We start from the raw sequence: 25,591 nt of genomic DNA on the forward strand, positions 1-25,591 counted from the left end.
TGAGCTGGCAGTCTTGACGCGAATGTTCCGCGAAATGCGTCATTGGTCACAGGAGCAATTGGCTGAGCTGTCGGGTCTGAATGTGCGAACGATCCGCGTGTCGATCAGGCAATGCCAGCCAGCCTGGACACCCCCCCGCGTCACAATAGTTGTCGCCTCCTTAGACCCAAGAACCCGGGGGCGGCGATGAAGGATGAGAGTGGCTCGATACGGACAAGCATTCAAGGACCGGGCGGTAGCAAGGTTGCTGCCGCCGGAGAGTTCGGCGCTGGAGGTAGTGGCGCGCGAGGTTGGCATTGGAGTGGAGACACTGGAGCGTTGGCGCGAGGATGCGCAGTCCATGCCCGCCCGAGGGCGGGCATGGACTGCGCGCGCGCGGCTTGAGGCGGTGATCACGACGGCGGCGATGCCCGAGGCGGCCAAGAGCGCCTGGTGCCGCGAGCACGGGGTATACCCAGCCGATCTGGACAAGTGGCGATCGAGCGCCACTGCCGCGCTGGCACAGCCTGAAGAGGCCCGTGCCAGCCCGCAGGCCACGCGGGCCGACCGCAAACGCATCAAGGAGCTCGAGCGCGACCTGCTGCGCAAGGACCGGGCGCTGGCCGAGACCGCAGCCCTGTTGGTACTCTCAAAAAATCTCGAGGCGATCTTCCACAAGGGAGGGGACGAATGATCGGCCTCGAAGATCGCCGGATCGTGGCCCAGAACATCTCCAAGGCTCACACCGCCGGCGCGCGGCTGCGCCTGGCCTGCGAGAGCGCCGGCATCGACGTGCGCACCCTGCAGCGTTGGCAGGCTCATGAAGGCCTCACCGCGGGCGATGGCAGGCCGCAGGCCGTGCGCCCCATACCCGGCCATGCCCTGAGCCAGGAAGAGCGCGCACAGCTGCTGGCGGTGGCCAATGAGCCGCGGTTCGCTGCCGTGCCGCCGGCGCGCATCGTGCCCATGCTGGCCGATGAGGGTGTGTACTTGGCCAGCGAGTCCAGCTTCAGTCGCGTCCTGCGCGCGCACGGGCAGAGCGCCCATCGCGGTCGTGCCAAGGCGCCCAGGGTCGTGCGCCCTCCCACGACGCACATCGCCGAGACACCGCGACAAGTCTGGTGCTGGGACATGACGTACCTGCCCGCGCAGGTGCTCGGGCGCTGGTTCCATCTCTACCTGATCCTGGACCTGTACAGCCGCAAGATCGTGGGCTGGGAGGTTCACGACACGGACGACTCCGACCATGCCGTGCACCTGGTGCGCCGCACGGCGCTGGCCGAGGGCATCGCCACCCTGGACACCAAGCCGGTGCTGCATGGCGACAACGGCTCCACATTGAAGGCCACGACAGTGCTGGCGATGCTCAACTGGCTGGGCGTGAAGCCGTCGTACTCCAGGCCTCGCGTGAGCGACGACAACGCCTATGCGGAAGCATTGTTCAGAACGGCCAAGTACCGCCCGGAGTTCCCCGCCAGGGGCTTCGCCGACCTGGACCACGCGCGCTCCTGGGCGGCCGGCTTCGTGCGTTGGTACAACCATGACCATCGACACAGCGGCATTCGCTACGTCAGCCCTGCGCAACGCCACAACGGCGACGATCAAGCCATCCTCGCTGCTCGCCACGCGCTGTACACCCGTGCACGCGCGCTCAACCCAGCACGATGGTCAGGGCCTACACGCAACTGGTCGCCCATCGGCGCAGTGACTCTCAACCCCGAACGTGACTGCATCGTTCAGGCACATGCGAGGAACCCCAACATACAGCCGCTGGCTGCATGAAAGAGGCGACAACTACCTTGACGCGCGCCGACACGCGACGCGCCATCGCCCGGGCCTTCGAGTTCGAGGACATCGACGTATCAGCAAGCCGTTCTCGATTCCTTCGGGCGAGACCATCAAGGCGGTAAAGGAAAAATTCAACTAGGAAAGCGTCATGCTGGCAGCGCAGCCGCTGACGACCGGCCGCCAGTTGGCCAAGCTGGCGGAGACGAGCACCATGGTTGGATCTCTCAGAGCCGGCGTTCGAGGTGGGGCGGGAGGCCGAGCAGGCTTTCGCGGAGCTGGTGGACTGCTTTCGGGAATACCGAGATTGCGCGGATATGTACAGCGAGTCCGCCAAATTCGAGGTCTACGATGCCCTGCAGGCGCACAGCGGTGATCTGCTCCGGCTCCAGATGTCGTTGTGCCGTGCAGAGCGCAAAGTGCAGCTCAAGTTCGGCAGTGATGCGGGGCCAGGCCGACGGCACCCGCCTGGACGCTGCACGGCTTATTCGCTGTGCAGTAAATATTGCGGAAACCCCGAATATTCGCTAAGATCGCCTTATTTACTGTACAGTAAATAACCCTCTGCATCCATGAGGCTCGAGTCTTCCCTGACCGAACAGCAACTGATCACGCAGTTCCTCGACGCCCTCCGAGAACTGCCGGAGGTGCGTGCCGACCTGGCTCATTTGGAGCCCATCGGTTCGATCGTCGATCGCGGGCATGACGCGCAGATCGACCTGCAGGTAGCGGGCAAGTCCTTCATCCTGCTGGTGGAGGCCAAGAAGGCCGTTTATCCGCGAGACGTTCGGCAAGTGATCTGGCAGTTTCGGGAGGCCAGCCACGGCTGGCCCAGGGGGCAGGGCAAGGAACCGCTGTCACTACTGGTCGCCGAGTCCATTTCCCCCGGCGCCAAGGAACTGCTCAGAGATGAGCGCGTCGGGTACTACGACAGTGGCGGAAGCATGTATTTGCCTGCGCCAGGAGCCTACTTTTACATCGACAAGCCTCCGCCCAAGACCCTTACGAAGTCGGTTCGATCCCTGTTTTCCGGGCGGCGCGCGCAAGTGCTTCACGCTGTGCTGATCCAACATCAGGACTGGTTCGGCGTGAAAGAGCTGGCCCAGCATGCGATGGTGTCACCGGCCACCGCCTCCCAGGTGCTGACCGAGCTTGAGCGTTTCGACTGGCTGGTGTCGCGCGGGCAAGGGCCGAGCAAGGAACGCCACCTTCGCGAGCCCACAGCTTTGCTGGATGCTTGGGTGAAGCAACTCGCATCCATCCGACCCCCGACTTTTCGCCGGTACTACGTGCCGGCCACGAAAGCGGACGCGTTGCTGGAGCGAGTCGGCGAGGTCTTCGACGCCCACGATGCCGGATACGCGATCAGTCATGAAGCTGCGGCACAACGCTATTCCCCATTCCTATCCAGCGTATCCCAGGTGCGCGCCCGGCTGCTGATCGGCTCCAGCGCCGATGCCGCCATCAGGGATCTAGGCGCACGTATGGTCAATGAAGGCGCCAACCTGGCCATCATCGAAGCGAAGTCGCCGGGCGACTTGCTCTTTCGCGAACGAGTCGACGGCATCTGGCTGGCCAGCCCGGTACAGGTCTATCTCGATCTGCTGCGCGGCGAAGGTCGCTCCAAGGAAATGGCCGAGCACCTCCGCAAAGAAAGGATCGGCTTCTGATGGCCAAACCTGCAACGCTCGACGGCTACAGCGACCAGTACACGCTTGACTGCGAACGCGTCCTCGTGACGCTGTTGCGCGGGTTGGGGCCGTGGAAGGACTCGGTCTACTTGGTCGGCGGCCTGACCCCGAGGTATCTGGTCGCGGCTCGACCGCCCGCGGTCCCAGCGCATGCGGGCACCCTCGATGTCGATATCGTGATCGACCTGCAGATCCTCGCTGACACCGAGGCGTACCACACGCTGGAGGACAACCTCAAAAAGATGGGCTTCGAGCGCGCCGAAAATGACGCCGGCAAGAAACTCTCCTGGCGTTGGCAAGCCCGCACCGAACACGGTGCGCTGATGGTGTTGGAGTTGGAGTTGCTCGCAGATGCGCCTGATATCGCCGGCGGCAAGGTGCAGCCGCTGCCGACCGAGGGCACGATCTCCGCGCTGAATATCCCGCACTCGTCCATCGTTTTTGACCTCCATCAGTTCACCGAGATCCAGGCCGAACTGCTGGGCGGCAACGGCGTCGCGACCGAGAAGGTCAAGCACGCCAACCTGGTGAGTTTCACCTGCCTGAAGGCGTTTGCCTTCGATCAGCGTTTCGAGCGCAAGGATGCGCACGACCTGATCTACTGCATCGAGCACGCCCCCGAGGGATTGGCTGCCGTCGCCGACGCGTTCCGCAAGGAGCTGGCTGGCAAGCACGGCGCAGTGATCCAGGCCTCGCTGGCAATCTTACGCAACCGATTCGCCCAGGACGAAAAGACAGAGGGGTATCGCAAGGATGGCCCGGTGTCGGTCGCCAAGTTTGAACTTGGCGAGAGCGACGAACCCGAGCAGCGCGAGGCGAGGGCGTTGCGCCAGCGCCAAGCCAGTGACGTGATCGAGCAGCTTCTTGGACAGATCGGATAAGGACACTGCGTGGCCATCAAAGCGATATTCGTCGGCATCAACAAGCACAGGTCCGCATTGTTGGGTCGCCTGGATGCTGTCCGACGCCTCGGCCACAACCTGGGATACGGCGTTGGCGACAACATGGACGACCTGTTGGCCGAGCGTGGATTCGATGGCGGACCGCGATGAACTCACCAAGCTGCGCGGAGAACAGCCGGCTGATCGCGCTGCTCGAATCGCACGGCATCGAATGGCGGACGCGGCAGCAGCCGTCCCCATCGCCCGTCGAGCCATCGAGACTGTCCACTGACGAGAAGGTCGCTATCTTCCGACGGCTCTTCCGCGGTCGTACCGATGTGTTTCCCGTCCGATGGGAGAGCAAGACCACCGGCAAGTCGGGCTACGCGCCGGCTTGCGCGAATGAGTGGCGCACCGGGGTGTGCGAGAAGCCGCGCATCAAGTGCGGAGACTGCGGCAATCGTCTGCTCGTCCCGCTGTCGGACGCGGTGATCTACAAGCACCTGGCTGGCGAGCATACGGTCGGGGTGTATCCGCTGCTGGAGGACGACAGCTGTCATTTCCTGGCCGTCGACTTCGACGAGGCCGAATGGCGGGACGATGCGCAGGCGTTCATGCAGTCTTGCGCGGGGCTGGGCGTGCCAGCAGCGCTGGAGGTCTCGCGCTCCGGTCAAGGCGCCCATGCCTGGGTGTTCTTTGCTGTTCGCGTGTCGGCGCGCGATGCCCGCCGCCTCGGCACAGCCATCATCAGCCACACCTGCGAGCGCACGCGGCAGCTCCGGCTCACTTCCTACGACCGACTGTTTCCGAATCAGGACACGATGCCCAGAGGCGGCTTTGGTAACCTGATCGCCCTGCCTCTGCAGAAGGGGCCGCGCGAAAGGGGCTACAGCGTCTTCGTCGACGCCGAGCAGCGCCCCTACCCGGACCAGTGGGCGTTCCTGGCCTCCCTCCAGCCGATGGCCGCACACGACATCGAGCCGACCATCCTGCGGGCCACGAGTGGCATCCATCCGTTGGATATCACCTTCATTGACGACGAGGATCTGGCCACGCCCTGGAAACGCGAAAGCACAGCGTCGAAGAAGTTGCCGGGAACCATGCCCCGCTCGCTGACGATGACCGTGGCCAACCTGATCTACTTCGAGAAGGCGCAACTGCCCCAGCCCCTCGCCAATCGACTGATCCGTCTGGCGGCGTTCCAGAACCCCGAGTTTTACAAGGCGCAGGCGATGCGGGTGTCGGTGTGGGACAAGCCACGGGTCATCGGCTGCGCCGAGAACTACCCGCAACACATCGCCTTGCCCCGCGGGTGTCTGGATGCCTCCCTGTCGCTGCTGCGCGAGAACGGCATCGCGTGTGAGCTGCGAGACGAGCGCTTCAAGGGCCAGCCGCTGGACGTGTCGTTCGTCGGCAATCTGCGTCAAGACCAGCAGACCGCCGTCGCTGCGATGCTGCCGTTTGATGCCGGGGTGCTGTGCGCACCGACTGCCTTTGGCAAGACAGTCATCGCCGCGGCGATGATCGCCGAGAAAGGCGTCAACACGCTGGTACTGGTGCATCGCACGGAACTGCTGAAGCAATGGCAGGAGCGGCTGCAGACCTTTCTGGGCGTCGGTACGGCCGTGGTCGGCACCATTGGCGGCGGCAAGGCCAAGCCGACCGGCAGGATCGACATTGCCGTGATGCAGTCTTTGTCCCGCCGGGGTGAGGTGAACCCGCTGGTCGAGGACTACGGCCACGTGATCGTCGACGAGTGCCACCACGTCGGCGCGGTCTCGATCGACGCCATCCTGAAGCGGACCAAGGCGAAATACGTGCTTGGCCTGACCGCCACGCCGTTCCGACGCGACGGGCAGCAGCCGATCATCTTCATGCAGTGCGGGCCGATCCGTCACACGGCGGCCACGCCGGCCGGGGCACCGCACGATCTGGAGGTGGTGCCGCGGTCCCGCCATGCCCGGATCGATTTGCCGCAAGATGCCGGCATCCAGAATGTATTCCAGCATCTGGCTAACGATCAGGCGAGGACTGAAGCCATCGCAGCCGAGGTGCGCGATGCCTTCGCGCAGGGTCGCAAGATACTGGTCCTGACGGAGCGCACGGAACATCTCAACGCGATTGAGGCAACCCTCGACGGCCTCGGGTCGGACCTCTTCGTGCTGCATGGCCGGATGTCCAGAAAGCAGCGTGCGGCGCTGGTGGCAGGCCTTGATGCGTTGGCGCCCGACGCACCGCGGGTCCTCCTGGCGACCGGCAAGTTGGTTGGCGAGGGCTTCGACCACCCGCCGCTGGACACGCTGGTGCTCGCCATGCCGGTGTCCTGGAAAGGGACGCTGCAGCAGTACGCCGGTCGCCTGCACCGGGAGCACGTCAGCAAGGCCGACGTGCGAATCATCGACTTCGTGGACACCGGCCATCCCGCGTTGCTGCGTATGTGGGATAAGCGTCAGCGCGGATACCGAGCGATGGGATATCGGACCGACGCCGGCACCGTGCCGAATGAAGGTCTGTTTTGATGCGCAAATGCAAATGCAAATGCAGATGCAGATGCAGATGCAGATGCAGATGCAGATGCAGATGCAAGTGTTTCAACTACGCTTGAATTGGAGCGGGCGCCAGTCACAATCGTCGTCGGCAGTGTGGCAGAGAGTATGACGTTGTAGATACTTCGTTGGCATCCATGTTTCTGGGTAATAGCCCGCTCAGGGCCGTCGTTGATGATCGACGGGTTTAAGGTGTGACGTCGACGATGTGCTGGAGCAGAGCGAAGGCGACTCGCCACGAGCGTCCGTCGCAGTGAACCGTGGCCGTGCGCTGGTTGATCCGAACGATTTCTCCGACATGCCGCCTCAGGCCTTGGTCGGTGAAGCTCACGCGCTGGCCGACGCGGAAGTCCTGTTTGTGATGGATCTCCGGCGGCGGCCTCAGCGGCGCTGCAGCCGCAGGTGAGGGTGACGCGCCTGCCTGCTGCTCATCGATAGGCACGACGGCCGCGTACAGCACGCTGAAGCGCTGTTTGCTTTGTTCGTCGAGCAGCGTGACCTGCCGGTCCTTCATCGCCGCGATGCGAGCCTCGCGCAGCTTGCCGGTCCCCCAGTCCCAGTACTTCACCAGTTGGCCCATGTGCAGCTGCGAGCGCGCCTGCACGATGCGCCTGGGGTCGGCCATGAGTTGCTCGATGACCCAGCTGAGCTGGTACAGCTCAGCGCTTGTGGCCATGGGAAGATCTTCGATCTGTTTGACGCGCATGGCCGAACTTCTTATTTGGTGCTGCGAGTCTTGCCTCTGGGTAACGAGTTCGGAGAGAACGCCGACAACCCAAGACTCGCGATTTCTCCTGCCACCAGTTCTTGGAGTTTGCCGATTTCTTCGGGCGACGGCGAACTTGCGTAGGCGAGCGTGAGCACAGTCAACGGGTGCAGGCCCAGAACCCGCACCAGAGCATCGATCTTCGTGAGCGTCGGGACGTTTACGCCTCTCTCAAGAATGCTGACGTAAGTCCGAGATGAGACGGTGTCGAAGGCCTCCTGCGGGATGCCTACCGCGACCCGCGCAGTCCGGAAGGCACGCGGAAAGTTGGGTGGCGGAACAGGAGGAGCGCGGCGGCTTGGCACCGTCTGATTGCCACATATAGAATGGCATAGAGCTACAAAGTATATGACGAGTTGTTGTGTGTCGCACTCGTTCCCGGATGCTTTGCACAAGGTGCTCACTGACCATTCTCATGTGCGAGATTCAAGATGGCCCATAGAGAGCTTGCTTCGCCTCTGCCAACGGCTCGTCCGTTGCGCCTGCCAGCGTCGGTGACGCGTGTCCGGCCGCGGCAGCCGGCGCATGTCGTGCGCAGCCTGTCCGCGGTACGCATCGGGACGCAGGTGAAGTCGCTGCGCATGGCGGCCGACGTATCTGGCGGCGCGCTGGCTAAGACCTCGGGGATTTCGGCCTCGATGCTTTCGCGCATCGAGCGTGGGCTGGTCTCGCCTTCGGTGGAGACACTGGAGCGCCTCGCGAATGGTCTTGGGGTGCCGACGTCGCGGTTCTTCGGGGACCAGGCGCGGCGCACTGACTTCTGCCATGTGCGCGCAGGACATGGTGTCTTGGTCGATCGCATCGGCGCGGTAGCGGACTACCGCTACGAGCTGCTGGGCCACCTGCTGTCGGGCAACCTGTTCGTCGAGCCCTACCTGGTCACGCTGCTGCCCGGCGCCGATCCCTATGTGACCTTCCAGCATCCGGGCCTCAAGTTCCTGTACTTCCTGTCCGGGGAGGTCATGTACCGCTACGGCGGCAAGTCGGTGGCGGTCGGGGCGGGGGACTCGCTGCTGTTCGATGCGACCGCGCTGCATGGGATCGAGGCCATCCAGACCCCGCCGGTCTCCTACCTCTCCGTGGTGTTCACGCTGCGAGAGTAGGCTGTTCTTGGCGGCCCTGACGCGCTGCGGGGCGACGCGGATGCCCATTCGATGGTTTCCCCGCGAATTCGCTACGTACCGAATTCACCTCTCTGTCCGTAGCTTTCTCTGGTGTTCGGCATGCCGAACACCGAGAAAGTCTCGAACCGTCGCAACAGCGGAGGTCTTCTGCTTGATGGAGCCGTGAGGAAATTCATGCGGCGGCCGTGCGGACTCGTTCTGCATGCGGGATGGATGTCTCGCTGCCGGCAGTCTGGACGCGGCGGTCGCAGGACGACGTCGAAACTTCGAGGGAAAAGTGCTTGTGCGGCTACGAGGGCGGGATCGTTCCGTCTACCTCCATCGATGTTCGGCATGCCGAACATCGATGGAGGGCTCCGAACTGCCGATCGCCCGCAACGCTCCGGGAGTGGCGAAACGGCGAGGTGAGCTCGACGCTGGAATTCCGAGGGCAAAGTCCTTGTGCGGCTATGAGGGCAGGATAGTCTGACGTCAGACATTGTTAACAGCCATGGCGTTGCGATGACTAAGACCTCTCCGTCGAGTGTGATTGGGACCCGGGTGTCGCCCGAGACGAGGGCGCATTTCGTCGCGCTGGCCGCGCGGCATCACCTCAGTGCGTCGAGCCTGCTTGCGAAGATGGTCGACGAAGTGCTCAAGACCAACGGCGAAAGCTGGCTGGACTCGGGTGGACAGCGGCCTGCAGGCGAATCGGAGAACCGCCCCGGCGTGGCGGATCGCATCACGCTGCGGCTTCGCAAAGGCGATCGCGCGCTGGCGGCACAGCGAGCCCATTCCCGCGGGATGAAGACAGCCAGCTACCTCGCCCTGCTGATCCACAACCATGTGCATGACGCGGCCGTGCTGCCGCCGAACGAACTGGACCAGATCAAAGCGACCGCCGCCCGACTGGCCGCGCTGGGGCGGCAGCTCCGAATGTTCGGCATGCCGAACACTCAGCCCGAGCCGGGCGCACCGGACCTCGGCGAAGCGATTGCGGCGGTCCGGCAGGAAGTCGAGGAGGCACGCGAAGCCACGGTAGCCATTGTGCGCCGCAACCTGATCAGCTGGGAGACCGGCGCCGGGAGTGCCCATGCCTGAACAGACGGCGCGCATCGGACGAAGCGGCCGCGGCGCGGCCGATGCGCCGCGCGACATGACCCTGGACATCGTGAGCTACGGTCGGCGTGGACCCGGCGGCACGCTGCGCCTCGGCGCCGACCAGATCGCGCAAATTCAGCGCACCGTGGGGCGCACGCCCGAGGTGATGGTGAAGGTCTCAGGGGGCGGACGGGATGTCGGCGGCGTCCAGGCCCATCTGCGCTACATCGGCCGGCACGGCAAGCTGCAGTTGGAAACCGACGAGGGGCTGACGCCGCAGGGCCGGGGTGCTCCCAAGGAGATCACGGCCGACTGGCAGCTGGAACTTTGCAGAAGCCAGTACAAGCCGAAACCCGCTCCGGGGCAGAAAGACACGCGTACGAAGTTGGTGCACAACATCGTCCTGTCCATGCCCGCCGGCACGCCGCCGGACAAGGTACTGGCAGCCGCGCGCGTCTTTGCACGCGAGAACTTCGCGCTGCAATATCGCTACGCCATGGTGCTGCACACCGATCAGCCGCACCCGCATGTGCATCTGGTGGTCAAGTGCGAGCACGAGTTCGAGCCTGGCCAGCGCCTCTACATCCGCAAGGAAACGCTGCGCCAGTGGCGCGAGCAGTTCGCCGCGCTGATGCGAGAGCAGGGCGTGGCGGCCAATGCCACACCGCGCCAAGTGCGAGGGCAGACCCGCAAACCGTACAGAGATGCGATCCATCATCGGCTGCGCGCGCTCCGGGCATTCGGACAGCTGCCGCCCGCCGACCGAGCCAGGCATCGACCGCCGAAGACCTCGACCTTCATGGGCGCCAAGCTGGAGAACCTGCTCCAGGCTCTGAGGTCGGGGCGAGGCGCCGTGGATGACGGACAAGAGAAGATGCGAAACACCCGGCGGGAGGTGGTCGAAGATTGGCGTGCCACAGTGGATGCGCTCCGAAGACGGGGCGAGGCAGATCTTGCCGACCAAGTGGATCATTTCGTCGGAAGAATGCCGGACATACAAACCGACTCACAGCGACTGGCCGACCACTGGAAAGAGCAGATCAGACGCCGAACTCCAGACCGCGACGATGCTCTGCCGCCCGGAACGCGCACCCGGTGAACGCGACGCGCACTCGAACGTAGACCGACCCATGCTGCGGCATTGGATCGGTATCGGAGCATCCCGCCGCGTCAATTTTCGGTGACGATCAACACCAGGGCAATCAGCGAGAGGTGGATTGGATAGAAGGCGTAGAAGACCCACCGACTGCGCGGCAACGGAATCTCGACCTGCCGAGCTCCCCAAATCAAGAGCAGGGCCGCCACTGCGGCGAAGTTGCCGTTGATGGCAGTGAGTGAAGCCATCGCCAACGCCCACAACAGCATCCGCAGACCGGTGGACCTGCGCAGGAACGCCCAGGCGCCCAGGCAGCAGAGCAGCGCCGGCCACCAGAACTCCACCACGGCGCCACCAACGAGGAAGGCGATCAAGGCCATGCAGCGCGCGGCCCAGCCGTCCCGCTCCAGCAGCCAGACGATCAGCGTTGCCAGTAAAAGGGTGGCAAGGATGTTCAACGGCCACCAGCCGACCAGATGAACGAAAGCTGGTGTCGCCAGCAGGGCAAAGATCGCCAGTCGCTTCATGACGCGCAGGTGCAAGCCGCTCTCGAGCGCTCCGGGGCGTGTCAGGTTGACCATGAGCACGAAGCCGAAGAGCGGCATCGCCATGCGACCCAATGCGTAGAGAGCCGGGCTCGACTCATGCAGCAGGTACTTGTTGACGTGATCGCCCGCCATGAGCAACAGACCGACCCATTTGAGCGCTTCGAGCGAGCCGTTCGAGATCGACCAGGCGCTCACCTGCGGCTGAGTTTTCACTCGGTTGCGAATCTGGAGCCTTCGGGACATGGCGGCGGGACCGGTTGAATCCCTTGTGCATCAGGACGCTGGGGGTGGTTCAATACCTTCGATCCACTGCTGGCGCCACGCCACGCCACGCCACGCCACGCGACGAGCGCCGGCGCATTGCGTACAACCAACAAGCTCTCGGCGTTGCGCTGTGTAGCCGAGGACGTGCGGTTGAGGCGACCGGCCTGCACGTCCGTGTCGTCCGCCACAATGAACTTGTCCTGTCCAAGGGCATGACGCACGTTCGAGCAGACCGGCACGCGTTCCTTGACCGGAAAGCTGGTGGTGGAGTAGGACCGAACAGCCCCGCCGCGTCTCGGTGCCGAAAGAATAGGCTCTGCGCCCGGAGTTTCGAGCAGGCGCCTCGGATGGTGTTCCGCGCCAGCGCAGGACCGGAGAGAGGCGCGAACAACGCGCACGCAAGGCTGGACGAAACGCTGCAAGCTTCAACCCTGGCCTCCAACGATTTCTAGACGCGCTCGTGGCTCAACTCCTCCCGGCTTCGGGCCGTGCGTTCGCGCGCATGCATGCGTGCGGCGCGCGGGAGTCGATCCGGAAGGTGGATGGCGCGGCCTTGGGCCAGCGCCTCCGCGATCCGCTCGCGAATCAGCTGTACGAGGCGCTGCTGGGAGGACGGATCGCTGGTCACGCGCTGTGCGTACTGCTCGGCCAGCTTGAGATCCGCCGCCGCCGTGGCCAGTTCGGGGAGACCCCGGGTCGCATCGGACAGCAATTCCCCGGTGCGTATGCGCATGGCGTGGTGTTCCATCGCGCGAAGGTGATCGGATGTCTCGATGCGCCACCGCGCACGCTGCGCGACAATTTTCTTTTCGCCGACCAGCTCACCTTCCGCATTGCGGGCTGCCACCCGGACGTTGACCGGACGGGTGCCGAGCTGCGCGAGCACCACCTGGTCGCCAATGCGCGGTTGCGAAGAAGACTCTGCGAGGGCCCGCTCGAGGTCCGTACCCCAGATGGTTCGGTCCCCGGTCTCGGCGCGAACCGTCACGTAGAAGGACATGCGCTGCGCCGGATCGAATTGATAGGGTGCTGCGGCGGCCGCCACGAGCATCCCCCTGACAGGCGATCTTGGTCCTCCGCGCTCGAATCGGCGGTCTTGCGGTTCTTCGTGTGGATGAAGACTGGAATTGCTGGGGGCTTCGGCGGGTACGGCGCCTTGGTGCACAGTTGCTGCTTCGCGGTCCAGCGACACAGGCATCGGACCCCGTCCGTTCTCGTGCGAGGGCGACGCTCTTTTCCTCAACGCACGCCGGACCTGGAGGATCTCAGCCGAGGTCGGGTCGTAGCCTCGGGCCTCGATGCCTCGCAGCGCGGCTTCGTGCCACATGCCCTGGCGGAAGGTCTCAGTGCCCGTGAGTTCGATGACCCGCCAGCCGCGCGCTTCGGCGATCGCCACGACGCTGTGCAGCACCTCGCGGTTCTCGGTCCGCACGCGGAGACGGCCGCCGTCGTCGATGAACGCGAGGGTGCGGTCCGGGAAGAAGTAGCGATTGTCGATGCGCAGGTGGCGGCGCTCGATGGCATCGGGCACCCGGGAATGACCACGGCCTGCAGCAGGCGCATCTCCCTGGATGGAGCCTGCGTCATTCCAAGGTGCGGTGCTCTCGGTCCCGTTCGGAGCTTGGTTTCCGGAAGAACGGTCTGTGGACATTGCGGCTCCTTTCATGTGTGCTGTCAGGCAGGACGCCCCGGGCTGTCCCGACCGACTCGATGTGGCATCAGTCCAGGATCTGCGCCATGAACTCATCGGCGTGGCGCTTGATGTCCTCGTCACTGAGCTTCTCGATGGGAATCTCCACGTCGCCGAAGTCGAACGAGAAGTCGTCCAGTTTCAGGTCGTCGTTCAGTACATCGCCGGCCACGGTATCGGCCTGCCTGTTCGTCAGTGCGAAGGCACCGCCCTGTGGTGTGGCGTTGGTGATGGATCCGGGATGCGTGTCAGGTGTGTCTTTCCTGTCGTCGGGCGTCGCCGCCGGAGCGGTTGCGACGACGCGGCTGGACTTGTGCACGTCCAGCTTCGGCACCAGTGGGGGCGGCAGTTCGCGTGGGGCGAAGAACCTGTCGCGAAAGTAGAGGATGCGGTGCGCCAGCACCGGCCGCAGGCCTTCGTAGAACAGGATCATGCGGTCCGATCCCAGTTCCTTGACCTCCTGGGGCAGCAGCAGACGGCGCGGTTGCTCGCTGATGCTCACGGTCGGCTCCTTGCCCGCGCCCCCCCACATCGGGCGGCTGACGTTCTTCTGCCGGACGGTGCAGGTTCCCAGTTCGCGCGAGATGGCCTCGGCGTCCTCGTATTCCTTGGGCGGGAACACGATGCGTGCGGCCAGCATCTTGCGGATCGACTTGGCGCCCTCGATGCCGTACTTCTCGATCAGCTGCGAATTGGACTGGACGATGATCACGGTGCGCACGTCGTACCCGGGCAGAAAGGCCGTGGAGTCGGCGATGACGGGAATGCGGCCGAGCGCCGGAAATTCGTCGAGCATCAGGAGCACCTGGTGGCGAAGCTGCGGATTGTTCTCGGGGAGTTCCCGCGTTTGCAGGCCGATCGCCTGCTGGAAGAACAGGTTCAGGAGCGGCTGCAGCCGGGCGATGTTGTCGGGGTTGATCTGCACATAGATCGAGATCGGGCGCTTGCGCAGTTCCCTCAGGTCGAAATCGTTGGCCGAGGTGGCGGCATCGATCATCGGGTTGAGCCACAGGTCCAGGCGGCTGGTGAAGGTCTTGCGGATGCTGGAGGCGGTGGTCGGCGCCAGGTCGATCACGTCGTAGAGGCTCTGCACCGCTTCCTGCGACAAGGGGTACCCCGTGCGCTCGCAGGCGTCGATCACGCGCTTCCAGTGCTTCTGGAAGCCCTCGGCATCGCTGGCCATGCCCTGGCGCAGGACCTCGCCCAAGGTGCGCGTGGCACCCTTGGTCTCGAAGAGATAGAGGGCGATGCCCAGGAACAGAGATCGGGCCGAGGAGGTCCAGAAGGGGTCACCGGCCTGTGGATCGGGAAAGAGCATCGTGCCGATGCGCTGCAGATCGTCGATGCAGCGGTAGGGCGTCTCGGAGACGTAGCCGAGCGGGTTCCAGCGTGCCGAGCGCTCGCGCTCGGACAAGGGATCGAACAGGTGCACCTGCTGCCCATGGGCCGCACGGAAGCCGGCGGTGCGCGTGAAGTTCTCGCCCTTGATGTCGCTGACGATGGCCGAGCCGGGCCAGTTCAGCAGATTGGGGATGACCACGCCGATGCCCTTGCCACTGCGCGGCGGCGCCTCGAGTGCGACGCCCTGCTGGCCGGGAAGCACCAGGTAGCGATTGCCGAGCCGCCCGAGGATGATGCCGTGCTCGTTCAGGAGGCCCGATCGCGCGATCTCGCGACGGCTCGCGAATCGGGCATCGCCATGCAGCGGCCGGCGGCGAGGCAGCATGGCAATTCCGACCAAACCGAGCATCAGCCCCTGGGAGCCGGCCAGCGACGCAATGAGGACACGGCGCACGTCCGGCCGTTCGCCGTAGACCTGCCAGTACTCGTGAAGGGTCAGCAGCGTGGCGCGCTGTGGCGGCAGATTCATCGCGATCAGGAACGCATGGCCGGCGACGTACATGCCGACCAGCGCCGCCACCAGCAGCGCGACCGCGATTCTGAAGGGGCTAGGCAAGCCTTCGGATCTTGGTGCCAGGGTCATACCAGATCTCCCGCACGATGCGCCGCAGCAGGCCGTCCCTGCGCTCTCGCGCGCACTGCACGACGATGTCCACGCTCATCTGGGCCAGTTCCACGCCGTCGCGCGTGGTCATGCCGTGGCCCGCCTGACTGCGCTTCATCAGCTGCGCCAGCGCCACGAAGGCCATCTCCGCGCTGTCGGCGTGCACGCTGGTGATCGAGCCCGGGTGGCCGGTGTTCACGGACACCAGATAGTCGTAAACCTCCTCGCCGGTGCGAAGCTCGGACACGAACACCCGATCGGGGCGTTGCCGTTTGGCGCTGGCGAGCAGTTGGCCGGGCGTGACCTCGGCCTGCCCCTGGGCGCCTTGCGAATAGAAGAGCCTCACGTGGTTGGGCTGGTTGCGCAGCGACAGCTCCTTCACGTCCTCGATCGTGATCAGGCGGTCCTCGGACGGCACCTCGAGGATCAGCGCCTTGCCGACCGTGGTCTTGCCGGAGCCGGTGGCGCCGGACAGTAGGATGTTCTTGCGGAGCTGGACGGCGCGTCGCAGGAAGGGCACGAATTGCCGACGTGCGAGGAAGTCCGTCAGCTCCCGGTCTTCGGGTGGCAGGGGCGCCAGTTCAGATTGCCGCGCCAGAGTCGCGGGAGCACTGCGCGTGGTCTCGAAGATGTGCAAATTCTCCAGCTCTTCGAGGGTCCAGAGCGTGTTCGAGGGGCGCCGAATCGTGATCGAGACGGTCTGGTCCAGCGTTGCGGGTGGCAGCACGATCTGGATTCTTTCGCTGCCCGGGAGGGTGGCGGACAGGAGCGGCTCGTTGGCCGAGATGCGCTGTCGCGTGAAGTTGGCCACGAGCTTGGCGATGGACATGCACCAGTCGAAGGTCGCGAACGGCAACGCCTCGCGTGTCCAGCCGGACTGCCGTTCCACGAAGGCTGCACCGGGCTCGTTGATGCAGATCTCGGTCACCGCGGGATCACCCAATAAGTGGCCGAGCGGACCGAGAAAGAGAGCAAGCGACGACGGCGGCTCTGCGGAGGCTTCGTCATGCGCGTGCGCCCGCGCCGGCCGCCGGTCGCTTGCGGCGGCGCCGGGCTCGCCATCAAGGGATGGCCGGTTCGGTTCGAAGCGCATAGACGCTCCTGAAATCCACGTCGCGGGCGACCAGAATCTGGATTCGCTCGCCCTGGTTCTTGATCACGGTCGGCGGGATCGACACGGTGCTGCGCAGGACCTCCGTGATGACATCGCGGCTGCCCTGGGGGGCGAGCACCACGCCGCCGCCGCTACCGACAGAGGTGCCGCTTTGCTGGTGGGCGGCGATCGTCTGCATCGTGCCGTCGATCACCGAGATCAGGACCGCGGCACCGAAGCGATCCCAGAAATGGGTGTCGACGAAGCCGGGGAGGCCGCTGCGCCCCAATTCGTCGGTGCCCGGGGAAGCCAGCTGGACCACGACGCCGGTCGGCGTGCGCGCTTCGTTCCAGACGATGAAGACGCGGCCCTGTCCCTGTCGCGGCGTTCCACGCTGTTCGCCAACGTACTTGGTGCCACGCTCCAGCAGCACGACCTTGCCGTCCGCCCCGTAGACGTCGCTCGCGCCGATGCAGGTGGCCATGCCCTCATAGGTGGAATCGATGGCGGTTTCCAGCGTGCAGTCGATGAACGCGCCCTTGGGCAAAAGCATGCGCCGTGTCGGCAGGGTCTGGGCGACGACCGCCGGGGTCGGCGTGGGCCGAAGGCTGGCGGCGAGCTGACCGCCGCCGGGTGCCGCCGAACCGGCGTGGGGCGGCTGCAGCGCACCGATCAGCTGGGCCATGCTTGGCACGCCGCCGGCAGACAGCATCGCCGGATCCGCGAACGCATGCGGCGTCGTGGCGCTGTGCGCCTGAGCGGCTTGGGCGCGCCGAAGCACCGGGGCGCCCAGCTGTCGTTCCAGTGCGATCTGCTCGGGTGTCTTCTGCGGCGGTCCCGTGTTGGCGCCGTTCGCCGACGGTGACGGCGGGGAGGGAGGGGCGGCGGTCGCTGCTGCTTCCGGCGCCGCTCTGGGCGGATCGATGCGGCCGAGCGGCGGAACCTTCATCTCGCCGCCGGCGCGCGCAGCAGCCGTCTTTCTCGCAGCCTCTTCGGCCTCCTGGGTCTTGGCATACTGGGTGTTGTAGTACCAGAACAGGAATCCGGCGCCCAGCAGCATGATCGCTGTCAGCGCCAGGAACCCGCTGATGCGCGACTGGATGGAGCGCTCGCGATTGACCGATGGAATGGCGCGCTCGCCCTGGATCGTCGGGCGCTCTTCGGCTGTCCGGAACGTCCCGTCTCCCGGGGCCGCGGCTCGCTGCCCTGACAGGATCTCTCCGGTGTCCGGGTCGATCTCGGGCGCGTCGCCAGGCTCCTGGGGATCGGTCCGGGACGCGCGGCGGGGCTCGCTCATCCAGGTCATGGCCCTTCTCCTACAGTGATGCGCCGCACACCTGTTGCGCTGGTGTTGGTGGGGGTGCGCGCGCCGCCGCCGACGAAGGACCGGTTGATCACGCAACCGACCAGCCCGCCCCGCCGCAGCACAATGCGGTGCGCCACGCGGTGAATCACTACCTCGTCCGCGTCGACGTTGAAGTTCAACAGCGATTCGGATCCGTCGTCGTTCTGGACGAACATCGCCGGGAAGTCGGAGCGCGCGTGGAAACGCAGACGCGTTTGCGCCCCGTCGTCATGCGCGCTCACGGGCTTGAGCGAATCGTTCCCGCAGAACCAGTAGTCGGAGTTGCGTGGCCGATCGGTCGCCCCTTCGCTCATGCGCGCCTCGGCCCGGCGCCGTTCCTGATCCTCGGCTGCCTTCCGGGCCTCGTCTTCTGGGTAGGTGAAACGTATCGAATACACCATGCGCCTGGTGGCAGCGCCTACCGGCGTGATGGAGGAGACGGTGTAGTCGAAATGATAGGTCCGCCGGTTCGTGAGGACAGTGAAGTTGGTCGCGGCGCGCGCTTCCTTGGGCTTGATGAAGAAGTGGTTGCGCTCGGCGCCGATATCGAAGGCGCCGTTGTCGCCGGAGCCGAGATTCACGAACTCCTCGCCTTCGGCAAACTGCACGTGGATCTGGTAGCCCACGTACCCCTGCAAGCTGATGACGTCTGCCGGGTTGTAGGCGACCACCCGTACCCGGGCATCGACCTTGCCGGCAGCCGGCACGGTCGCGGCTCGGCCGTACGGCGCGGCAAGCGCCAGACTTGCCGCCAGTCCGATCGCCAGCGGAAAGCTGCGGTGCACGCGCTGGGGCGTCATCGTGCATCCTGCCTGCCGGGTGCAACGCGAACCGGGGCGACCTCGGGCTCGCGGCGGTATTCGACGACGCGAAAGCCCAGTGGGTTGAGCGAACGCATCTTGTTGTCCGCCGATGGCGGGACATAGGCGAACTCGATCGTGGAGACCCACTGGCTGGTCTGCTCCTCCCCGGTGCCGCCTGCGCGCGTCGAACGGGTGAAGCGGACCTGTGCCAGCTTGTCTTTCCCGCTCTCCAGCTTGAGAAAAGTGACCGATTGCACCTGCGCGCGGATGGAAGTGCCGTCCTTGTAGGCATTCAGAGGTGAGGCCGGGTTGTCGGCCGCCCACAAGGTCGCCCACTCCTGGTTGAGACGAGGCGAGTTTTGCGAGGCGACCAATTCGTAGTCCACTTCCGCGGTGCCGTAGAAATAACGCTCGCGCGCAATCACGTAGTTCTGCAGCAGGTTGCGTGTCACGACCTGCTCGATGTCGGTCGTGCCTTCGTAGGTGGGAACGATGTCGACGATGCCGCTGCTGCTGTCGACCCGGATGAGAACGGGAACTGGCTCCTTCAGCGGCGTGAGCCCGCTGACGGCGGCGACGGCGAGAACCGCGATCAGTGCCGCCGATGTGGCCACGGCCCAGGCGATCCTGGTCGATCGCTCCGCCCGACGCGCGCGGTCGAGTTCCCAGCTCTGGGCTTCGTGCAGGTAGTTCTCAAGGGAGGCGTCCCGGCGCATTGACTGCTCCTGATGGGGAAACACCGCCCGAGATGTTGATCGGTGTGAGTGGCCCTTCGCAGTCCGGCGGTGCGGGTGGGCGAGTGCCGCATGCCGCCAGGAGAAGGGTAAGCAGAGAAAGGATGATCGAGGGCTTCATCTGCACACTCCACCGCTAGCGACTGCGCGAGAGGCTCGGCATGACCTGCTCTCTGGAAAGCACGGTGCCGCCGCGTCGCGAGCTACCGATCCCTCTGAAGGAAGCCACGCCGGCGCCGACGCGGTTGCCCGCCAAGCGGCGGAACGAATCCCAGCGACTGCCAGGCTCTCGCCGCAGGCCGTCCAGCACGCCGCGTCCGAACTCGTAGCTGGTTCGCTTGGCCCCGCCCATGGCCCACCGCGCCAATCCGCTGACGAGCCCAAATGAACTCAGTGCAATCCCGCTCGCAAGACCGGCTGCAATGGACATGATTTGGCGCATCACCAGCAGCACAAGCGAAGCACACAGCACCATGTTCAATGCGTCTACGGTCACAATGGCCGCGCCCCTCGCTGCTGTCTGGGTGGCGTAGGAAGAAACAACCTGAAGCATGAGGCTCGCCACCAGCGAGCTTAGAACAGCAACCAGTGCATAGTTGGCCATCTGGGCGATCCAAGCCTCGAAGAATCGCCGTGTAGCCTCGAAGAAAAGCAGGCAAATAAAAACCGGACCCAAGGCAAGGATCAGTGCCAGTGCGAGCTTGGACAAAACAAGCAGGAAGAACGAGTAGACGGCGACGCCTCCAATGATGAAGTAGACGATGGCTCCCGCCAAATAGAAGCCAAAGTCACCGTTCAATACGCCGCCTTTGTTCCAGAGGTTCGAAGCAACAGTCCCGCCTTTTTCCCAGATCGTGTCGATTACGGACACCGGGTTCGATGCCGCGGTGATCTTGGCAGCCAGTTGGGTTGGTGCATTGAAGAACGTGTCGACAATGACTTCGTTGTAAAGCCAGAGTCTCAGGCCGACGCCAAGTACTATGGCGATGAAAAGGATTCGCTTGACGCCCTCCCATATCGGTTCTTGAACTCTGCCGGTCAGGCTGAGGAATCCCCAAATCATCACGTAAATTGTCGCAAGCGTTACCACCGCCGGCTCGATGGCGCCGGCCACGGCCACCGTTTTTGCCGCGAGGTATTCCGTCAATTGAGAGGTCAGCCACGTCCAGAATTGCTGGAAGAACATTGCTCGCCCTATCGAAGCTTCATTTCTCGGCGTCACTAGCAAGTGGCATCGTTGGCCGAAACCGATTCTGGAAGTCCCCGTGCTCGACGCTTGGTGTTACTGGCTTGCCGGTTTGGGACGGCACAAGTTCGGGCGGGACTGTTGGCGTCGAGTCTTGTTTCAGCAACCGATAGGCGCCGCCTGTGGCAAGTACCGCAATCACGGCGATGACGATCAATGATCTGGACATAGCGGTTCAGGGATTGGGAACAAATCTTGCGTTGAATCCGCCGTGGCCAGAGATGACTTGCTCCCTAGCGCGTTGCTGCTGGCTAGCTTCCTCGGCTCTTGCAATCTGATAGAGACTCTGCAGCTTCGTCTGCTCGTTGGTGAGCATGTTCTGCTCGGCCTGCATTCTTGCCTGCAGGTCCTGGATCGCCTTGGGGTCCTGTGCGGAAGCGATGCGATCGATCAGCAGTTGCAGGGCCGAGAAGCGCTGGCTGGTGTTCTGGTACGCGTTCTGGGTCATTCCGTTGAGCAGCGCTGCCGATTGCCGCCCTTGCTCGACGACCTGGCGCAACTCCGGACTGAGCCCCTCCAACTGCGTTCCCGAGAGAACGCTGTTGGCTTTCATGATCGACTGGACCTGGCTGGCCAGCCCGGCATAGCTGGCCGACGAGCCGTTGAGCGTGTTAATCAGTTCGCCATAGCTGGGAGGCAGGTAGTTGCGTGCGAGGTCCGAGGTCGGCAGCAACTGCTCCATGCCTCGGCTTCCCGTCATGGCGTTGTGGGTCCGAGTCAGCTGGTCTTTCGACTCCTTCAGTTGGTCGTACTGCTTCTGCATCCCGGAGATTTGCTGCTGCCAGTACATGACCTGCTGTATCAGGTTGGCGACGGCCGTGATGTCGATCACCGGGATGCCGGCTTTCGCGTGCAGCGGTGCGAGCGAAGCTGTGGCCGCGAAGAAGAGAGCAACAAGGAATCTACGCATGGGAGATCTCCTGGTGTGAGGATGAATGGGAAGGGTCGTTCGCAAGCGCCCTGCGGAAAGGCGGCAGCCATTGGGCGGGATCCGGTCCGCAGATCGCGATCAGTTCGCGCATGAGGCGGACGTTGCCGGTGCGCCCGGAGATGACGTGCAAGGCGTCGTCGAAGCCATGGAGATCGAGCTGTGCGACCACGCTGACATGGTTCTGCTTGATGAGGAACTGGCGAGAGCCAGGCTCGAGCTCCTGCTTGATGAGCGCGAACTCTCGGTCCGTCAGGTTGAAGCCCCGGGTGTATTCGTCGTAGTCCGCCTCCGGATTCGGAAACAGGATCTTCGTCGGCGTCTGCTCGACGATCGCACGCGCGATGCTGGAATCGAGCACATGGCTGGTGCTCTGGGTGAAGGTGGCGATGTTCGCGTTCTTCTTGCGCCAGGTCTCCAGGCCGTTCTTGGCGAATTTCGCGAAGGCCGGGTCGCTCAGCAGCTTGGCGAATTCGTCCATCCAGCACACCAGCGGGCGGCCGTCCACCATCCGGTTGACGAGGTGAAAGAGGTACAGGGTCAGCGGGGCGCGCACGACCTCGTTGTCAAGGAAGTCGGTCACATCGAAGCCCACGAGGGCGTGCCGGGCAAGCAGCGGGGCCACGTGGTCGTGATCGTTGTCGAAGACCCAGGCATAGTCGCCGTGCTCCGAGGCGCACCACCGCCGAAGGCGCGCGTGCATCCCCTCCGGATCCGTGATGTCGAGGAAGGCGGCGAGCCGGGACAGGCGCCTGAAAGAGGGGTCGAGCTTCAGGGTGCCGCGCAGTGCCTGGTCGAGATCGTCTTCCTGACGGACGGTCAGCGTCTCGCCCGGCGTGCGCATCACGAGGCGTCTGAGCCAGTGCCGCATGAACTCGACGTTGTCGGCGATCGAATCGTCGAGCTGCAGCGGATTGCAGCCGGTTGGTGCCCCGTTCTTGAGCGGGAGGTACTGGCCGCCCAGTGCCCGCACCAGGATATGCAGCCCTTCATCCTTGTCGAAGACGACTTGTGTGGCATCGAGGCGATTGCAGATCGCCACCATGCAGAAGCCCAGCAGCGTGGTCTTGCCGGTCCCGACCGGTCCCACGCCCGTGATGTGTCCGACATCGCGGCGGCTGCCGCCGTCCCGGCTGCGCGGGTCGCTCGCATGCAGCGAGAAGTAGTAGGGCGAGCCCGCGCGCGTGGTGAACATGGTCAGCGCATCACCCCAGTAGTTGCCCGTTGCCCGGCCGGTCGGGAAATTGTGGAAGGGCGACATGGCGGCGAAGTTGCGGCTGGTGACGGGCGCCTTGCGGCTGCGGTAGCCGAAGTTTCCCGGCAGCTGCGCCCAGAAGGCCGCCTCCAGCGCGAGATCCTCGCGGGCCACGACCATTCCTGCGTCGCCCAGCAGGTAGCGGGCGCGGGCGACGTTGTCGTTGAGCTGCTTCAGACGGGGCCGTCCCTCGGCCTCGCTGACGCCGTCGTAGGTGTCGGCGAGCACATGCAGGCTGAAGTGGTGGTCGCCCACCACGAAACGATTGCTCATCAGGTCGTCCAGCGCGTCCTGGAGCTCCTCCGCCTGCGAGACTGCCAGGTCACCGGCGGCGGCCATCCGGTGATGCTGGCGGCTCATCATGTCGGTGGCCGTGCCCTTGGCCAGGAAGGTGAAGCTTTGCGTGAGCACGAAGGGGAAGGGCGCGGTCAGCAGGGCGCTGAACATGCCCGGCGCCGTGGGCGTGGGGTACTCCTTGATGCCGAGGAAGGCGCCAATGCGGGTCTGGGTGCCGGTCCGGTATTCCATGGCCTCGTTGCCGAAGAAGGGGCGGGTGGTGGCCAGGACCTCGTTGAGTGGCGAGCGCGGCAGCGGCATGCGCTGCCACTCCCCGTTGACGAGCAGGCCGTGGAATTCCACGAGGGAGGAAAAAAGCCCGTCGTTCCCCTGCAGCCGATAGATGCCCAGTGCTTCGGGGTCGTAGCGTTCCAGGGCGGCGAGCAGTTCTTGGCGCAGCTTGCTGCAGGCGTCCAGCGCATCGTGCAGTTCCGCCCGCGCACCGTCCGGGTCCACGCGCTTGAACAGCCGCAATGCGGCATTGCCGATGCGGGTGGGCTGCGGCCGGAAGACGACCGACAGGTACAGTTCGTTGACCATCAGCCGCTCGCCAGCCATCTTGCGGCGATAGCGCTGCTCGATCTCGTCGGCGAAGCCGGGCGTCGTCTGTCCGGCCGGATAGGCCGCCTCGCGACGGCGGATCACGTGGGCCCAGAGCGCCAGGTTGGGCGACGCGATGTTGCGCAGCAGGACATTGAGGCGCTCATGCCAGCTGTTGATGTCCTCGTCGTCCGCGCTTTCGAAGCTCGTGCCGGCCAGGCGGAGTGTCTGCACATAGTCGCCGGCACGTGTCAGGGCCACATGCTCGTCCACATGCGCCGAAAGCGGAATCATGGTCGCGGCGCCGGCTTCGCGGCGCAGCGTGTGCTCGGAGCGTGACAGCAGTTTCATGGCGCGGTACGGCGTCAGACCAAGGTCACGGGCGGCGTGCGCATGCGGCGGCGCCCCCGCCAGTCAGGCATGTTCAGCGCCAGGGGGCTGTACGAGTTCGCACGCCAGAACCGCAGGTTGCCGCCGAGCATGGCCGGCAGGCGCGTGCGGCCCCAGAGCTGCAGCAGGTCGAAGAAGCGCGGCTCGTACAGGCACACGAGGTAGAGCACGCCGTGGATCGGCACGAAGGCCAGCAGCCACGCGAGGCTCTTGGTCACGATGAACGACTCGGTCGTGACGACGATGTTGAACATCATGGCCGAGTAGGTGACGCCCCAGACCATCGAAGGCCGCGTCATGCCGACGAACAGGGGATCCGCGGCAATGCCCTGGTTGCGACTCATGGACCGCTCCCTTCAGACGCCGAACAGGCCCCGGATCCAGGACACGATCTGCGGGCCGCCGAAGACCAGCACGGTGCCGATCACGACCGCGACCATCCACCACCAACTCAGGCGCCCGAACCAGGCCATGGCGCCGGAGACCATCACGGCGACTGCGGCCAGCGGCGTCAGGATGGCGACGAGTTGTTGCTGGGTCGCGTTCGCACCGGTCGCGAACGGGCTGCCCGCCCAGGCGATTTCGGCAGGGGCGGCGGCGATGAGCCACGCGATGAGCAGCCATCCGATCCATTTGACACGGATGCCGGCTGCCGCTGCGGGCTGGATGTGGATCGAGCATGCGGTCATGGCGTTACTCCGTTGGGCTGGGGGCTGATCCCGCGGGCACTTGCCCAGGCGGGGACGCAGGAGAAAGTGAAGCAGGCGATTCAATGCGCCGACCGCTGCCGTAGACGTCCCACCACGGTGCTGGCGCCACGCGCTTGCCGGCGGCGGAAGGATTCTTGGCGGCCTGAACGGCCATGGGCCTGACCGCCGTAGCCTGGGCGGCGGCATGAGAGGCCGAAGCGATCTCCCGCCGGATGGCCGCGATGTCGCCGAGCGTGCGGACGCGCTGTTCCTCGGCCTCGGTCGCTGCCTTCAGGTCGGATGCGGCGAGCCGCTCGGCCTTGCGGCGCATGAGACCTTCCAATTGCGCTTCCGACTTCCTGAGCTCCTCGCGAAGGATCTCGATGCGGTCGTTGTCGCGCGCCGCCTGCTGCTGTGGTCCGGCGCCCTGCGATGCGCTGGGCTCCGCCTGGGCCCACAGGGGGCGCGCGTGCGCCATCAAGCCGGCGAACATGAGCATGGAAAGCCAGGCTGAGCGTCGGCCTTCATCGGTCGCATGCCCGCGTTGAGTGTCGTTTGCTTGCATGGGGCGCAATGTCCGCCTCTGCCCGTGCGTGTGTCGACTATTGTTTTTGACAGTGGTGTCGCAAAGCGCGAGGCGGCGATATTTCGTGAGCGACGCGGCAGGGCGGTGCGAGCACGGAGCAGTGAGGCGGGTCCGCCGGTGCGGGGGGCGAGCCTCTGTTGCAAGTTTCAGCGGTGCCCGCGAAGCGCGCCGTTCGGGGGTGATGGACGCGC

At 64.9% G+C, this 25,591-nt stretch carries 22 protein-coding genes; 8 read left to right on the top strand and 14 right to left on the bottom strand.

Annotated elements, in window-relative coordinates; all coding sequences use genetic code 11:
• Positions 1-199: 199 nt before the first annotated feature.
• The 5 genes from VAPA_RS33410 (at position 200) to VAPA_RS33430 (ending at position 6,855) form a co-directional block, all read left to right on the top strand.
• A protein-coding gene (locus tag VAPA_RS33410; protein WP_155248141.1) for an IS3 family transposase occupies positions 200-1,761 on the top strand; the annotation gives its coding sequence in 2 pieces (ribosomal slippage) (positions 200-629 and positions 629-1,761; 1,563 coding nt in all).
• Positions 1,762-2,336: 575 nt separating this feature from the next.
• A complete protein-coding gene (locus VAPA_RS33420; protein ID WP_021004685.1) occupies positions 2,337-3,434 on the top strand; it encodes a hypothetical protein in 1,098 nt (365 codons plus the stop codon).
• The gene (locus VAPA_RS33425) at positions 3,434-4,336 is read left to right on the top strand and encodes a nucleotidyl transferase AbiEii/AbiGii toxin family protein (RefSeq protein WP_021004686.1); all 903 of its coding nucleotides are present in this window, start codon (positions 3,434-3,436) and stop codon (positions 4,334-4,336) included. Before VAPA_RS33420 ends, VAPA_RS33425 begins: the two co-directional genes overlap by 1 nt.
• Positions 4,337-4,345: 9 nt before the next feature.
• Positions 4,346-4,507 (top strand): hypothetical protein, encoded by a 162-nt coding sequence (locus tag VAPA_RS34765; RefSeq protein ID WP_155248166.1) that lies wholly within the window; start codon positions 4,346-4,348, stop codon positions 4,505-4,507.
• Positions 4,504-6,855 (top strand): TOTE conflict system archaeo-eukaryotic primase domain-containing protein, encoded by a 2,352-nt coding sequence (locus VAPA_RS33430; RefSeq protein WP_021004687.1) that lies wholly within the window; start codon positions 4,504-4,506, stop codon positions 6,853-6,855. Before VAPA_RS34765 ends, VAPA_RS33430 begins: the two co-directional genes overlap by 4 nt.
• A gap of 214 nt (positions 6,856-7,069) precedes the next feature.
• Here the strand turns inward: VAPA_RS33430 and VAPA_RS33435 are convergent, their stop codons facing one another.
• Positions 7,070-7,588, bottom strand: coding sequence for a hypothetical protein (locus VAPA_RS33435; protein ID WP_021004688.1), 519 nt, complete (start codon positions 7,586-7,588; stop codon positions 7,070-7,072).
• Positions 7,589-8,178: 590 nt separating this feature from the next.
• On the opposite strand from VAPA_RS33435, the gene VAPA_RS33440 reads away from it, so the two are divergent.
• From VAPA_RS33440 to VAPA_RS33450, 3 genes are all read left to right on the top strand, one after another.
• Entirely contained in the window at positions 8,179-8,751 is a 573-nt protein-coding gene (locus tag VAPA_RS33440; RefSeq protein ID WP_041946954.1) for a helix-turn-helix domain-containing protein, read from the top strand.
• 522 nt (positions 8,752-9,273) lie between these two features.
• Positions 9,274-9,852 (top strand): hypothetical protein, encoded by a 579-nt coding sequence (locus VAPA_RS35380; protein WP_230559077.1) that lies wholly within the window; start codon positions 9,274-9,276, stop codon positions 9,850-9,852.
• Positions 9,845-10,951: a relaxase/mobilization nuclease domain-containing protein gene (locus tag VAPA_RS33450; protein ID WP_021004692.1), complete on the top strand. Its 1,107-nt coding sequence runs from the start codon at positions 9,845-9,847 to the stop codon at positions 10,949-10,951. The genes VAPA_RS35380 and VAPA_RS33450 overlap by 8 nt, the downstream gene beginning before the upstream one ends.
• 71 nt (positions 10,952-11,022) lie before the next feature.
• On the opposite strand, the gene VAPA_RS33455 is transcribed toward VAPA_RS33450, so the two are convergent.
• From VAPA_RS33455 to VAPA_RS33515, 13 genes are all read right to left on the bottom strand, one after another.
• A complete protein-coding gene (locus tag VAPA_RS33455) occupies positions 11,023-11,739 on the bottom strand; it encodes a TraX family protein (protein WP_021004693.1) in 717 nt (238 codons plus the stop codon).
• Positions 11,740-12,208: 469 nt separating this feature from the next.
• Positions 12,209-13,411 (bottom strand): LPD7 domain-containing protein, encoded by a 1,203-nt coding sequence (locus VAPA_RS33460; protein ID WP_021004695.1) that lies wholly within the window; start codon positions 13,409-13,411, stop codon positions 12,209-12,211.
• Between the two features lie 67 nt (positions 13,412-13,478).
• On the bottom strand, positions 13,479-15,407 hold the full coding sequence (locus tag VAPA_RS33465; protein WP_230559078.1) for a type IV secretory system conjugative DNA transfer family protein: 1,929 nt from the start codon (positions 15,405-15,407) through the stop codon (positions 13,479-13,481).
• Entirely contained in the window at positions 15,400-16,548 is a 1,149-nt protein-coding gene (gene virB11 / locus VAPA_RS33470; RefSeq protein ID WP_021004697.1) for a P-type DNA transfer ATPase VirB11, read from the bottom strand. The genes VAPA_RS33465 and virB11 overlap by 8 nt, the downstream gene beginning before the upstream one ends.
• A complete protein-coding gene (virB10, locus tag VAPA_RS33475; protein WP_021004698.1) occupies positions 16,517-17,854 on the bottom strand; it encodes a type IV secretion system protein VirB10 in 1,338 nt (445 codons plus the stop codon). The genes virB11 and virB10 overlap by 32 nt, the downstream gene beginning before the upstream one ends.
• Positions 17,851-18,693: a TrbG/VirB9 family P-type conjugative transfer protein gene (locus tag VAPA_RS33480; protein ID WP_021004699.1), complete on the bottom strand. Its 843-nt coding sequence runs from the start codon at positions 18,691-18,693 to the stop codon at positions 17,851-17,853. The genes virB10 and VAPA_RS33480 overlap by 4 nt, the downstream gene beginning before the upstream one ends.
• Complete coding sequence (locus VAPA_RS33485; protein WP_021004700.1) at positions 18,690-19,412, bottom strand: VirB8 family type IV secretion system protein; 723 nt, start codon at positions 19,410-19,412, stop codon at positions 18,690-18,692. The genes VAPA_RS33480 and VAPA_RS33485 overlap by 4 nt, the downstream gene beginning before the upstream one ends.
• Positions 19,413-19,566: 154 nt before the next feature.
• The gene (locus VAPA_RS33490; protein ID WP_021004701.1) at positions 19,567-20,616 is read right to left on the bottom strand and encodes a TrbL/VirB6 family protein; all 1,050 of its coding nucleotides are present in this window, start codon (positions 20,614-20,616) and stop codon (positions 19,567-19,569) included.
• Positions 20,617-20,851: 235 nt separating this feature from the next.
• Positions 20,852-21,586: a TrbJ/VirB5 family protein gene (locus VAPA_RS33495; RefSeq protein WP_021004702.1), complete on the bottom strand. Its 735-nt coding sequence runs from the start codon at positions 21,584-21,586 to the stop codon at positions 20,852-20,854.
• Complete coding sequence (locus VAPA_RS33500) at positions 21,579-24,086, bottom strand: VirB4 family type IV secretion/conjugal transfer ATPase (RefSeq protein ID WP_021004703.1); 2,508 nt, start codon at positions 24,084-24,086, stop codon at positions 21,579-21,581. Before VAPA_RS33500 ends, VAPA_RS33495 begins: the two co-directional genes overlap by 8 nt.
• Before the next feature lie 14 nt (positions 24,087-24,100).
• Positions 24,101-24,469: a VirB3 family type IV secretion system protein gene (locus VAPA_RS33505; RefSeq protein ID WP_021004704.1), complete on the bottom strand. Its 369-nt coding sequence runs from the start codon at positions 24,467-24,469 to the stop codon at positions 24,101-24,103.
• A 12-nt stretch (positions 24,470-24,481) separates the two neighbouring features.
• Complete coding sequence (locus VAPA_RS33510) at positions 24,482-24,814, bottom strand: TrbC/VirB2 family protein (protein WP_021004705.1); 333 nt, start codon at positions 24,812-24,814, stop codon at positions 24,482-24,484.
• Between the two features lie 4 nt (positions 24,815-24,818).
• Positions 24,819-25,379 carry a hypothetical protein gene (locus VAPA_RS33515; protein WP_230559079.1) on the bottom strand — a complete coding sequence of 187 codons (561 nt, stop codon included), beginning with the start codon at positions 25,377-25,379 and terminating at the stop codon, positions 24,819-24,821.
• Positions 25,380-25,591: the final 212 nt, after the last annotated feature.

This window comes from Variovorax paradoxus B4, assembly GCF_000463015.1.
Taxonomy (GTDB): domain Bacteria; phylum Pseudomonadota; class Gammaproteobacteria; order Burkholderiales; family Burkholderiaceae_C; genus Variovorax; species Variovorax paradoxus_E.